The 13166-nt window shown below is 43.2% G+C and carries 9 protein-coding genes; 2 read left to right on the top strand and 7 right to left on the bottom strand.

What is annotated here, in order from left to right:
* Nucleotides 1-205: 205 nt before the first annotated feature.
* From tuf to ACR63N_RS01595, 5 genes are all read right to left on the bottom strand, one after another.
* Complete coding sequence (tuf, locus tag ACR63N_RS01615; RefSeq protein ID WP_367104688.1) at nucleotides 206-1396, bottom strand: elongation factor Tu; 1191 nt, start codon at nucleotides 1394-1396, stop codon at nucleotides 206-208.
* A 250-nt stretch (nucleotides 1397-1646) separates the two neighbouring features.
* A complete protein-coding gene (gene fusA / locus ACR63N_RS01610) occupies nucleotides 1647-3773 on the bottom strand; it encodes an elongation factor G (RefSeq protein ID WP_367105107.1) in 2127 nt (708 codons plus the stop codon).
* Between the two features lie 314 nt (nucleotides 3774-4087).
* Nucleotides 4088-4561, bottom strand: a complete 474-nt coding sequence (rpsG, locus tag ACR63N_RS01605; RefSeq protein ID WP_367105106.1) for a 30S ribosomal protein S7 — start codon at nucleotides 4559-4561, stop codon at nucleotides 4088-4090.
* Nucleotides 4562-4767: 206 nt separating this feature from the next.
* Nucleotides 4768-5142, bottom strand: coding sequence for a 30S ribosomal protein S12 (gene rpsL / locus ACR63N_RS01600; protein ID WP_367105105.1), 375 nt, complete (start codon nucleotides 5140-5142; stop codon nucleotides 4768-4770).
* Between the two features lie 463 nt (nucleotides 5143-5605).
* Nucleotides 5606-6832, bottom strand: coding sequence for an EcsC family protein (locus tag ACR63N_RS01595; RefSeq protein ID WP_472782367.1), 1227 nt, complete (start codon nucleotides 6830-6832; stop codon nucleotides 5606-5608).
* Between the two features lie 452 nt (nucleotides 6833-7284).
* On the opposite strand from ACR63N_RS01595, the gene ACR63N_RS01590 reads away from it, so the two are divergent.
* Both ACR63N_RS01590 and ACR63N_RS01585 read left to right on the top strand, forming a co-directional pair.
* Complete coding sequence (locus tag ACR63N_RS01590) at nucleotides 7285-8541, top strand: beta-ketoacyl synthase N-terminal-like domain-containing protein (protein WP_472782366.1); 1257 nt, start codon at nucleotides 7285-7287, stop codon at nucleotides 8539-8541.
* 3 nt (nucleotides 8542-8544) lie between these two features.
* Nucleotides 8545-10215 carry an anthranilate synthase component I family protein gene (locus ACR63N_RS01585; RefSeq protein WP_472782365.1) on the top strand — a complete coding sequence of 557 codons (1671 nt, stop codon included), beginning with the start codon at nucleotides 8545-8547 and terminating at the stop codon, nucleotides 10213-10215.
* A gap of 80 nt (nucleotides 10216-10295) precedes the next feature.
* On the opposite strand, the gene hisC is transcribed toward ACR63N_RS01585, so the two are convergent.
* Both hisC and hisD read right to left on the bottom strand, forming a co-directional pair.
* Nucleotides 10296-11444 carry a histidinol-phosphate transaminase gene (gene hisC, locus ACR63N_RS01580; protein ID WP_472782364.1) on the bottom strand — a complete coding sequence of 383 codons (1149 nt, stop codon included), beginning with the start codon at nucleotides 11442-11444 and terminating at the stop codon, nucleotides 10296-10298.
* A 262-nt stretch (nucleotides 11445-11706) separates the two neighbouring features.
* Nucleotides 11707-13002, bottom strand: a complete 1296-nt coding sequence (gene hisD, locus ACR63N_RS01575) for a histidinol dehydrogenase (RefSeq protein ID WP_367107341.1) — start codon at nucleotides 13000-13002, stop codon at nucleotides 11707-11709.
* Nucleotides 13003-13166: the final 164 nt, after the last annotated feature.

Raw genomic sequence — 13166 nt, 5'->3', positions numbered from 1 at the left:
AATAATAGAAAAATAATGTCAAAAGTTATGCGTATAGTCAGTCAAAAGTAAAAATGGTATATAGACTTGGACGGGACACAAAAAATAAATAGGCACGCACAAAAAAAGCCGCTCTCAATCGAGAACGGCTTTTAGTCAGTTTATACTATATAAGAGTAGGCTAAAACATAAACCCTAATAGTATAGATCAACTAGTCTTTAGGTATTAGTTACTAACGCTTGCAACCACACCAGCACCTACCGTACGGCCGCCTTCACGAATCGCGAAACGTAGGCCTTTGTCCATAGCGATTGGGTGGATAAGCTCTACGCCCATCTCAACGTTATCACCAGGCATTACCATTTCAGTACCGTCTTGTAATTGGATTGCGCCAGTTACGTCAGTGGTACGGAAGTAGAACTGTGGACGATAGCCGTTTAGGAATGGCGTGTGACGACCACCTTCTTCTTTTGACAGTACATAGACTTCGGCGTCAAACTTGGTGTGCGGAGTGATTGAACCTGGCTTAGCTAGTACTTGGCCACGTTGTACGTCTTCACGCTTAGTACCACGTAGTAGTACGCCACAGTTCTCACCAGCACGACCTTCGTCTAGAAGCTTACGGAACATCTCAACACCGGTACAGGTGGTTTTTTGGGTCGGACGGATACCAACGATTTCGATCTCGTCGCCGACTTTAACAATGCCTGATTCCACACGGCCAGTTACTACGGTACCACGACCTGAGATTGAAAAGACGTCTTCGATGGGCATAAGGAATGCTTTGTCGATGTCACGCTCAGGCTCTGGGATGTAGGTGTCTAGGATGCCGAGTAGTTCGACGACAGCAGGTTCGCCATAAGGACCGTCAGAGCCTTTTAGGGCTTCTGTTGCTGAGCCTTTGACGATTGGGGTGTCGTCGCCTGGGAAGTCGTAGTCGTTAAGGAGTTCACGAACTTCCATTTCAACGAGTTCTAGTAGCTCTTCGTCGTCAACAAGGTCGCACTTGTTCATGAAGACGATGATGTACGGTACGCCAACCTGACGTGATAGCAAGATGTGCTCACGAGTTTGTGGCATAGGACCATCGGTTGCTGAGACGACTAGGATGGCGCCGTCCATTTGTGCGGCACCGGTAATCATGTTTTTAACGTAGTCAGCGTGGCCTGGGCAATCAACGTGTGCGTAGTGACGAGCTTCGGTGTCATACTCTACGTGTGAGGTGTTGATGGTGATGCCACGTGCTTTTTCTTCAGGGGCGCTATCAATTGACGCGTAGTCTTTGGCTTCGCCGCCTGAGGTTTTAGCGGCTACGGTTGCGATAGCAGCAGTTAGTGTGGTTTTGCCGTGGTCAACGTGTCCGATGGTGCCGACGTTGACGTGGGGCTTGTTGCGTTCAAACTTGGCCTTTGCCATGGGGTTCTTCCTCTTTATTTGGGATTAATTACTTAATAAAGACCTCTTATAGACGCTGTTACCATATCTAAAAAGCGCTTTATCAAGTATATATTAATCGCATTGAGATAATTATTAAGGGTTACACATGCAATGTGCAGATATTATAAGAATATTACAGCCAATAACAAGTGTTTTAACCAATTATTAGTAAATCAAAGCTGACAATACAGAGGTATACTCTGCATTGTCTTAATAAGCTGACTGTTAATTATTCGTCGCCATCTTTAGAGTTGTACTTAGAGATGATATCGGCAGCTACTGATTTTGGAATCTCCGCGTACTTTTGAAATTCCATAGAGTAGGTGGCACGGCCTTGAGACATTGAGCGCATTTGCGTGGCATAACCAAACATCTCTGCTAATGGTACTTCGGCACGGATCTGCTTAGTACCACCAGGCAAATCTTCCATACCTTGCACCATACCGCGGCGACGGTTTAGATCACCCATAATATCACCCATGTAGTCTTCGGGTGTTTCTACTTCAACTTTCATGACCGGCTCTAAAAGAGCAGGGTTGGCTGCTAAGAAACCTTTTCTAAAAGCAATAGAACCTGCCATTTTGAATGACAACTCATCTGAGTCAACATCATGGTAAGAACCATCATATAAAGTTGCTTTTACGCCAACGACCGGGTAACCCGCAAGGACGCCATTTTTCATGCGCTCTTGAATACCTTTATCAACAGCACCGTGGAATTCTTTTGGTACCACACCGCCGACAACTTCTTCAGCGAATTCGTATTCAACATCACCCGCTGGATCAAGCGGCTCAAGACGTAACCAAACGTGACCGAACTTACCACGGCCACCAGTCTGACGTACGAATTTGCCTTCTTGTTCAATAGTCTCACGAATGGTTTCGCGGTAAGCTACTTGCGGTGCACCAATGTTTGCCTCAACGCTGAACTCACGCTTCATACGATCAACCAAAATCTCAAGATGCAGCTCACCCATACCACTGATAATAGTCTGACCAGACTCTTCATCAGTATGCACACGGAACGATGGATCTTCTTTAGCCAGACGGCCCAAAGCAATTGACATTTTTTCTTGGTCAGCTTTAGTCTTAGGCTCAACAGCTAGGCTGATAACTGGTTCTGGGAACTCCATACGCTCAAGAGTAATGACGTTGCTCTCATCGCATAAAGTATCACCAGTACCAACGTCTTTCATACCAACTAAAGCGGCGATATCACCGGTACGAATCTCTTCAAGCTCTTCTTGCGAGTTTGCCATCATCTGTACGATGCGGCCTACACGCTCACGCTTCATCTTAACTGGGTTATAAACACTGCTACCCTGTTTGATAACACCTGAATAAACACGAACGAAGGTTAAGTTACCCACGAACTTGTCATTCATGATTTTAAACGCTAGTGCTGAGAAAGGCGCTTCATCAGACGCTTCACGAGTGCCTTCAGACTCATCTTTATCATCAAGAATACCGCGAATCGCTGGTACATCCATTGGAGCTGGCAAATACTGGATAACGGCATCTAGCATCTTTTGTACGCCTTTGTTTTTAAAGGCAGTACCACAAAGTAGCGGAATAATTTCGTTGTCGATAGTTAGTTGACGAAGCGCAGTATGAATTTGCTCTACTGACAATTCACCATTTTCAAGATACTCATTCATGAGCTCTTCGGTGGCTTCAGCCGCTGTTTCTACTAACATTTCACGATATTCTGCTGCTTTATCCTGTAATTCAGCTGGAATTTCACGCTCTTCAAACTCCATACCCTGAGACGCTTCGTCCCAATATAAAGCTTTCATGGTTACTAGATCAACAACGCCTTCAAAGTCATCTTCTTTACCAATTGGGATAACGATTGGAACGGGCTTACCACCTAGACGAGTTTTAATTTGGTCGATAACGCGATAGAAGTCTGCACCAACACGGTCCATTTTATTGACAAATGCTAAACGTGGTACTTTATATTTATTAGCCTGACGCCAGACAGTCTCAGACTGTGGTTGTACACCGCCTACCGCACAGTAAACCATACACGCGCCATCAAGAACACGCATAGAACGTTCAACTTCAATGGTGAAATCAACGTGACCTGGGGTGTCAATAATATTGATGCGATGTTCATCAAACTGCTTAGCCATACCTGACCAAAAACAAGTAGTTGCTGCTGAGGTAATAGTAATACCACGCTCTTGTTCTTGCTCCATCCAATCCATGGTAGCGGCGCCATCATGAACTTCGCCAAGTTTATGACTAACACCAGTATAGAATAAGACACGCTCTGTAGTGGTGGTCTTACCAGCATCAATGTGTGCTGAGATACCGATATTGCGATAGCGTTTTAGGGGAGTTTTACGAGCCATAGTGTTTTCCTAGGGAAATTCGTGTATAAATTAATGTATTGTGTCTCTACCTTACATATCCTTGGTTAATGCAATAAGCTTTAACCTGTTACTAATCAGTGACGCTAATAGGGACAATAAAGAGTAATGACTAAGAATATAGTGGCATCGAATTTGGGACAAAATCATTAGAGTATAGATAGATACCGCCATATCAACTATCGAATCACTTCAATTCTAATAGCTAAAGACATGATGACGGTAATCAATATAAAAAATAGATCAACGCATTTGACTGCTTAACAGAACTTAATCAAATGCGCTTATAAATCAGCTTAGAAGCGATAATGTGAGAACGCTTTGTTGGCATCAGCCATGCGGTGAACTTCGTCACGCTTTTTCATAGCATTACCCTTACCTTCAGAAGCATCACCTAACTCGCCTGCAAGACGCAGAGCCATTGATTTTTCAGAACGCTTTGCAGCAGCTTCAGCTAACCAACGCATAGCCAAAGCAGTACGACGGGAGGGGCGTACTTCCATGGGTACTTGATAGGTGGCACCACCAACACGGCGAGCTTTCACTTCAACCATTGGGCGTACATTCTCTAATACGTCTTCAAAGAAAGATACTGGATCTTCAATATTACGTTTCTGCGCTACTGTATCAAGAGCACCGTAAACGATACGCTCAGCAGTAGATTTTTTACCATCACTCATAACATGATTGATGAATTTAGCAATAGTTTGGCTACCAAACTTAGGATCCGGTAGGATCTCACGGGTAGCAACGACGCGACGTCTTGGCATAATAAATTTCCTTGTCTTCAGGAGTGTCTAACATTCACAATCTCGAACCACTCTTTAAATATGAGATTATATCGAGTTGTCAGTCAGCCTTACTGCATAGTGGTATATCGATAGCGCTGATAATGCTTTCGATACCAAACCCATGCACAGTTGATAGATGATACAAATAAGCTTGGTTAATAGAACCTGATTAATAAAATCAGATTTTAAACCTTAGGCTTTTTCGCACCGTATTTAGAGCGACCTTGTTTACGGTCTTTTACGCCAGCGCAGTCAAGTGCACCGCGAACCGTATGATAACGTACGCCCGGTAGATCTTTTACACGACCACCGCGGATCAATACTACGCTATGCTCTTGTAGGTTATGACCTTCACCGCCGATATAGCTTGATACTTCATAGCCTGAAGTTAGACGTACACGGCAAACCTTGCGCATTGCTGAGTTTGGCTTTTTTGGTGTAGTCGTATAGACACGAGTACATACGCCGCGGCGCTGTGGGCACGCTTGCAGTGCAGGAACTTTTGACTTTTCCGTAATCGTTTTGCGACCCTTACGGATCAATTGGTTAGTTGTTGCCATAAGGCATCCTTCTCCCGTTTGGTATAAAACAAAAAAATGGGTCGATTCGCCTATTCTTTCATATAGTATGAGAGCAGGCAGTACCCATTTTTAGGACAATGTATTATAAAGAGTTGTTACTGGTATTTCAACTACTTATAAGTAGTTTTGCTTTACAACAATGAATAGATGTGCATCATTTGCAGATGGACTTTAAAACAAATCGAAGCTCATTAAATTAACGCTTAGCCAAGAAGATGTTCTGTTGCTTTAACTTTATGGTGTTAATGATTTATTTTTCAAGTTTACAATAACCATTAAAAAGGACTTAAACCTTTATACTTGTAGGTTTAAGTCCTTATCAAAAAACAGTGAGTAAAAACAGCTCTTTACTAAACTAAGTCCTTTATCAATGAAGCATCTACTAACACTCCATAATAAACTGTAATTTAAAAAGCTGCTTTAGTGCTACTTTAGTATCGCTCTACTTTTTGGTAGTACTATCGTTGGTCATACTCTCCTGTGCCTCTTTATAGTTCTCATCTACTGACTCTTCTGTGTCAGGGTTCATTTTGGTTTTTAGGCTACTTGCCGTTTCATCTTTTTGTTCAGTCTTATTTTCACTAAGATCAGCTTTATCCTGCTCTTTTTTACCCGTACCTTTGTTATCTTGAGCATTATCAGTATTTTTGTCTTCTGTACGGTTATCAGTATTATCGTCCTCGTCTTGTACAGACTTTTTATTGACTGGCGCCTCGCTACTACTATCATCAGTGATAGAGTGTTGAGCAAGCTTCGGTTCTGGAGCAAAAGTTGCTTGCGCGACACCGATAACTTCGTCAATCAAACGACTGTTGTAGTTCATACCGATAGCAACAGCTGTTAATGGCAGAAAGCGGCGTATCCAAGTTAAGTTGATTTGATCTAAATCTAGGCCAACTTGGCTGGCAATACTATCCACTTGCTCAGCATAATAATTCACATTTTTATTTTTAAGGCCTAAGTTTTTAAGCTCGCTATGTAAGCCGCGGTCTTGGGCATTGTCGAGTAGCCCTTTGCCCATACCGATACCAGCTAGCAATGCTTGCTTTTCTTGCATCTTACTTAAATCGGCGTGCGCCAGTAGCTCATAGGCCATTTTTACGCCCTGCTTGCCTGTTAATGGCTGATCGTAGACCGCTGCTAGTTGATATACCGTACGCAAAGATACTAATAATAACCATAGAGTATCAGCCAATAATCCTGGCAAGCCTGCAAGTCCAGTAAGCCCGCCTAAAGTTGCCAGAGCGCGATTCTGATTGGCAATATCAGTAGCTAGCGCATAACGCTCTTCATCATCTAAGGTAGATATATCGGCAAAACGGTGCTCATCAGGCAAATCGACTTGGCTCCAATTGGCCGCAAGTTTGGCAACTTGAGAAAAAGCACCGTCGATAGTGGACTGAAATAGACTGTTTGGTACTACTTTTTTGGCATATTTGCCGTAGGTAGCAAAACGTGCCCCTATAAGCTGCTGAGTAGTTTTTAGAGTTTGCTCACGAAACAAATCTTGCTGATAATCATCATCACCTAAGTTCACCGCTTTATACTGACGCGGTTTACCAGTCTTAGCGTTTACATTATCAATCATTGCGCCCATACGCTCAAGATTGTTGCGCGTAAAATGACCAATAGTATTTATACCTTGAGAAAGAGTGCTACGCTTTGACATAGTTATATCCTTTGCATAATAGTTGAGTGTGATGATTAAAGCCAAATTTAAATCGCTTTCAGCTTTATTCTGCTATAGAGATCGACATTTTAGAGTTAATTGCTGCGTAAGGCTTACACGCTATAAAAGTAGTGATTACTATAACTGGAATTATTATAATGTCCTATAATACATTTGTTAAAGGTTTTTGAAAATTTTCACAAGAATACCTGTGAGTGTTAGTAATTTTTACCGTTATTTTGCACTTGAACCGAGATTTTGACCCTCCGATACGCTATCATAGTGACAACTAGAGTATGATTGTACACTGAGCTAATAATTGCTAGTCAGTCAAAACTAAATCAGTTTAATGACTATCATTTATAACAAAGTATTTTTTAGATAAGTTGGACTTTAGACAAGTAAGTATTTAAAAAGCGTACAACACAACATTTTAACATAAGGAATGAAGTATGCGCCGAGTTGTTATCACTGGAGCAGGGATTGTCTCTTGTATCGGACATGATTTAGCCACTGTCACTGCTGCTCTCAAACAAGGACAGTCTGGTATCACCTTTAATGAAAGTTATGCAGAGCATGGGTTTAAGTCGCAGGTAAGCGGTAGTATCGACAAGTCAGAATTGGACACTTCTGGCATCGATCGTAAGCTTAAGCGCTTTTTTAGTGACGCTAGTCTCTACGCTTATGTTAGCGCTTTAGCAGCTATTGAGCAATCTGGACTATCACTTGATACTATCAGTAAAAATCCACGGGTGGGGGTCGTTGCAGGCTCAGGGGGCGCATCAACTGAGAGTGTGGTTGCAGCTACAGATGCTATGCGCGAAAAAGGTCTGCGCGGGGTCGGCGCTATGGCAGTGCCAAAGACTATGAGTAGTTCGGTATCAGCAGCACTAGCAACTGGTCTTAAGATTCATGGTATCTCCTACTCTGTCTCTTCAGCGTGTGCCACCTCAACTCATTGTATCGGGCACGCCGCTGAGCTAATTCAATTAGGCAAAGCTGACGTTATCATTGCTGGTGGTGGTGAAGCTGAGCACTGGACGCAGTCTTGTATGTTTGATGCTATGGGCGCTATGAGTACTCAGTACAATGACAGTCCTAAGCAGTCTTCGCGGGCATATGATAAAGATCGTGACGGTTTTGTTATTGCCGCAGGCGGGGCTATGGTAGTGGTTGAAAGCTTAGAACACGCGCAGGAGCGCGGCGCTAATATTTTAGCTGAGATCATCGGTTACGGTGCTAGCTCTGATGGCGCTGAGATGGTCGCGCCAAGCGGTGAAGGCGCAGTGCGCTGTATGCAGCAAGCACTAGATCAAGCCGGTCTACAAAGCGTTGACTATATCAACAGTCATGGTACTAGCACGCCGTTAGGTGATATTACTGAGCTTAAAGCCATTGCTAAAGTGTTCGCCTCCGACGACGATGCTGCTTCTGACTCTCAAGCGTCTATACCTCCTATTAGCTCAACCAAATCTATGACGGGACACAGTTTAGGCGCGGTCGGTGCTCAAGAGCTGATTTACTGCCTGCTTATGCTCCAAGAAGGCTTTATCGCTCCTAGTATCAATATTGAGCAGCTAGAAGCAGCAGCAGCAGATTTTGATATCGTCACGGAGCGACGAGACGCTGCTCTTAAAACCCTAATGACCAACAGCTTTGGTTTTGGCGGTACTAATGCAACCTTAATTATTAAAAAGTTTGACGCTTAAATTATGCTCGTACCAAAGGCTTTACCAGATGCATCTCAGCGAAATTCCTCCTCTCAAAAGCCAGCTGATCAAATTAGCTGGCTTTTTGGTGGTTTATCGGCAGCTGAACTGTTACCAAAATTGCAGCAGTATTTGCTGGCGCAAGACGCTACCGCTAACTGGCAATTGGTTTGGCTTAACAATGATGGTAGACCTGTAATTGGACTGTTGCCTAAAGTAGGCTGGTCTGTTTATCCTACTAATAACAGGGAGTCTGACAAGCCACTACCCTATTACAAAGTGGTAAAAAATCTTCGTAATAATGGCAATGCGATAATGACTACTAATATGAGCTATATGGAATGGCAAGATGAGCTTATTAATTATAGTCAAGCTTATGAAAATGATCATAGTACTGCAAAACCAACAAATAAAAAAAACGACCACTCAAGTTACCATCATGGCCTAATGGGCTTTATTGGTTATGATATGGTCGCTTGTGAGCTAAGTCCAGCGGCCAATATAAAACTGGCTGCGCAGCCCTGTGCAGTATTGGGACACTATGATATCTATCTAACTGCGATTGATACGGATACTGAACTATCCAGTTGGTCGTTAAATGTCATCAAAACCAAGCAAACTGGCGACAATGAGCCTAACGAGAAAACCTTAAACCTACTGATCTCTTATTTAAATAAGCTAGATGCTCAGCTATCTGGTAAAGACAAGCCTACAGCTACGCTTGCGCCTTTAACTTTAAGAGCACGCTGGCATAAAGAGGACTACCAATGTGCGTTTGAGAAAACTCAACACTATCTACAACAAGGCGACTGCTACCAAATCAATCTAACCCAAGCTTGGCAAAACCAGTTTACTTATAAAAAAGACCATGAAGCGGTAGCCGCACTTATAGATTACCTACCTGCTCTACAGTACAGCACACAAGCGCCTTTTGCCGGCTACATGAACATTCAAGCTCTAGGTGGCAGCTTTGATAAAAATAGTACTTTTAGCAAATACGGTGAACACTCTAGTTTTGAGTTGTTAAGCTGCTCGCCTGAGCTGTTTTTTACTTTTGTAAGAGACAGTGGAACTGGTAAGCATCATATCCGTACTAAGCCGATTAAGGGTACACGTCCCAGAGGTAACAGCACTGAGCAAGATTTAATCTTAGAGCAAGAGCTTGCGACTAGTAATAAAGACCGCGCTGAAAATGTCATGATCGTGGATCTGCTGCGTAACGACTTAGGTAGATATGCCAAAACTGGTAGCGTGAAAGTACCGCACTTATTCAGTATTGAGAGCTTTAGTAATGTCCATCATATGGTCAGCACGATCACCGCTGAGTTGGCAAAAGATGCCCATCCGCTAGCGGTATTATTTGGTAGTCTACCTGCCGGCTCAATTACTGGTACGCCGAAAAAACGAGCAGTTGAGATTATCTCAGAGTTAGAAGTGGCACCGCGCGGCGCGTACTGCGGTACCATGGGTTATATGAACTTTGATGGTAGTGGGCAATGGAATGTGTTGATCAGAACCTTACAAGCCCAGCATCTAGTAGACGAGTCGAGCAAGACTACTAAAGTAAGCTTGTGGGCGGGCGGCGGTATTACTATAGCATCAAAGTGCAGCGACGAGTACCAAGAAAGCCTCGACAAAGTGAGTAATTTACTTACTATATTAGAAACTATATAAGGTTTAAGCTACCAAGTTTATATAACCTTTATTTAAAGGCAGTCTTGAGAAAATCTTTATTCTAATCAACATAGATAGTTTTAACTTACTGCTGCCGTATGTGCTTTGTGGTTGTGCAACACTGCTAACGCATCAATTAAGCGCTGATGCTGATCAGAAGTACCTACCGTGATACGTAGATATTCACTGATGCGAGGTTTGTCAAAATGGCGCACGATAATACCTTGCTTACGTAATGCTTCAGCTACGCTGCTAGCATCGCCATTAGGAGGACGAGCAAACACAAAGTTTGCCTGTGAGGGCAATATTTGATAGTCAAGCGCGGTTAGCTGCGCTGTCAATGCTTCTCGTAAGTCAACGACCTGCTGACAGGTTTGCTCAAAATACTCGGTATCTAAAACGCTAGCGGTAGCGCCAGCTTGTGCAAGCTTATCTAATGGATAGCTATTAAAGCTATTCTTCATCCGTGTTAACGCTTCAATTAAAGACACATTACCAAATGCCATGCCTACCCTGAGACCGGCAAGCGAGCGCGACTTTGAAAAGGTTTGGGTAACTAAGAGGTTATCAAACTCATCGATTAGGTTAATGGCTGAGACCGCTGCTGTATCACTGTCTGAATCGTTTTCATTGACTTTTGCAAAGTCTATATAGGCTTCGTCAATAACGATAACTGAATTGGTGTGCTCAGTAGCAAGCTTACGAATATCGGCAAGCGATAGTAACAATCCTGTTGGCGCGTTAGGATTGGCTATGATAATGCCGCCACAAGGCTGACGATAAGCATCGGGATCTATACTAAAATCTTCTTCAAGCGCAATTTGCACTAACTCTACACCAAAAGTCTGCGCGTAAACAGGATAAAAGCTATAACTGATATCTGGCGCTAACACCGGACGCTCTTTTATAAAAAAGCTGGCAAACACTAAAGCGAGTACTTCATCTGAGCCGTTACCAACAAATACCTGATTGGTATTAAGATTATAAAGTTTAGCCAATGCAGACCGTAGAGCATCAGATTCAGGATCTGGATAAAAGCGTAGCTCATCGCCTTGTTGTCCGACAACTTTAGCAATTGCTTCCGCTACTTTTGGCGAAGGTGGAAAGGGATTTTCATTGGTGTTTAATTTGCATAAGTTTTCGTGTTTGGGCTGCTCACCTGGAACATAGGGAGATAAGTGTCGTGCTCTGGCAGACCAAAGTCTAGTATCAATTTTCGGTTCACTCATAATTCATCCTATTATACCGATAGCTACATTATTTAAGACCACATTACTAAATGTCGCGAGACTGACTTTAATTCGTTAATACTATAATTAGATGTTATATAGTCCCTACTATAATGCCTATTTATTTCTGACAAAGGGTTCTTTATAGCCGTTATGCTGTCGTTATCTCACTTATTTATAAATTTACTGACTACAACCTTAGGATTGAAAGCCTGCTCAATAAAGACTGTCAGTTACCAAAATATTCACCAATTACAGTTATTTACTGATAACGATAGCGTGCTGAACGTGCATGAGCTTCTAAATCCTCACGCTGGGCTAAGAGGTCCGCTGTCCTTGCCAAAGGTCTACTCCCGCTTTCGCTACAATAGATGATCGATGACTTTTTTTGAAAATCATAAACCCCTAGTGGTGATGAAAATCTTGCCGTACCTGAGGTTGGCAAGACATGATTAGGTCCTGCGCAGTAGTCACCAATCGCCTCTGGAGTATGGCGACCCATAAAAATAGCACCAGCATGGCGGATATCATTGAGTAGTGCATCAGGGTCATCAACGGATAGCTCTAAATGCTCAGGTGCAATGCGATTAATAACCCTCATACCCTCAGCTCGGTCTTTAACTAAGATAAGTGCGCCGCGGTTTTGTAGCGAATCGCGAGCGATATCAGCTTTTGGTATTTGGGCCAAAGCTTTTTCGATCTCAGTGGCAACTGCTGTTAGTTGCTCAGGGCTTGTAGTCACAAAAATCGCTTGGGCAACGCGGTCGTGCTCAGCTTGCGACAATAAATCCATGGCCAGCCAATCAGCACGGTCATTACTTTCACCTTCTGCGTAGACTAGCACCTCGGAGGGTCCAGCGATCATATCGATACCTACCTGACCAAATACTGCTCTTTTGGCCGCCGCAACGTACTTATTACCAGGGCCTGTTATCTTATCAACTTGCGGAATGGTTTGGGTGCCATAAGCCAATGCGGCTACCGCTTGGGCGCCGCCAATAGTAAATACTCGGTCAACCTGCGCTAAGTGCGCCGCTGCCAAAACCAGCGGGTTTAATACCCCTTTTGGGGCTGGCACCACCATAATAACTTCTTCGACACCTGCAACTTTGGCAGGAATAGCATTCATAAGTACTGATGAGGGATAAGAGGCCAGACCTCCTGGGACATAGATACCGACTCGATCAAGGGGGGTGACTTTTTGACCTAAGCGGTTGCCCAGCTCGTCGTTATAGTGCCAGCTCTCTTGAACTTGGCGCTCGTGAAAAGTCTGTACGCGAGAAGCAGCTGTCATCAAAGCCGTCTTTACATCATCTTCTAGACCATCAAAAGCCTCAACCAGAGCCTTTTTTGTTAGCTCAAGCTCACCCATATCTTTAGCTGGATGTTGATCAAACTGCTGGGTTAAAGCCAGCACTACACTATCCCCATCTGCGCGTACCTGAGCAATAATGCCATCTACTGTACTGAGTAAGCTGGCATCATTCACCGTTTCAAAGGCCAGCAATGACGTTAATTGCTGTTCAAAATCACAATCTTGGGTACTTAGCTGACGCATGATCTTATCCTATATTTAGCTTGAGAATAGTAGTAAAAAAATAGGCGCTATAACTTTCAATAATCACCTTTTAGTAGTCACTATTTTAAGACGTTATTTGCAATAATAGTTATCTTTTATGATCTTATACAAAAACAACAAAACCAGTTTAGCACGCTCTATAC

Source organism: Psychrobacter sp. M4, assembly GCF_055699795.1.
This window is presented reverse-complemented; position numbering and strand designations above follow the sequence as displayed.

What these genes read in the sequence shown, in the direction of transcription:
- tuf (WP_367104688.1), bottom strand. Translation starts at nt 1,396, where the DNA reads ATGGCAAAGGCCAAGTTTGAACGCAACAAGCCCCACGTCAACGTCGGC.
- fusA (WP_367105107.1), bottom strand. Translation starts at nt 3,773, where the DNA reads ATGGCTCGTAAAACTCCCCTAAAACGCTATCGCAATATCGGTATCTCA.
- rpsG (WP_367105106.1), bottom strand. Translation starts at nt 4,561, where the DNA reads ATGCCAAGACGTCGCGTCGTTGCTACCCGTGAGATCCTACCGGATCCT.
- rpsL (WP_367105105.1), bottom strand. Translation starts at nt 5,142, where the DNA reads ATGGCAACAACTAACCAATTGATCCGTAAGGGTCGCAAAACGATTACG.
- ACR63N_RS01595 (WP_472782367.1), bottom strand. Translation starts at nt 6,832, where the DNA reads ATGTCAAAGCGTAGCACTCTTTCTCAAGGTATAAATACTATTGGTCAT.
- ACR63N_RS01590 (WP_472782366.1), top strand. Translation starts at nt 7,285, where the DNA reads ATGCGCCGAGTTGTTATCACTGGAGCAGGGATTGTCTCTTGTATCGGA.
- ACR63N_RS01585 (WP_472782365.1), top strand. Translation starts at nt 8,545, where the DNA reads ATGCTCGTACCAAAGGCTTTACCAGATGCATCTCAGCGAAATTCCTCC.
- hisC (WP_472782364.1), bottom strand. Translation starts at nt 11,444, where the DNA reads ATGAGTGAACCGAAAATTGATACTAGACTTTGGTCTGCCAGAGCACGA.
- hisD (WP_367107341.1), bottom strand. Translation starts at nt 13,002, where the DNA reads ATGCGTCAGCTAAGTACCCAAGATTGTGATTTTGAACAGCAATTAACG.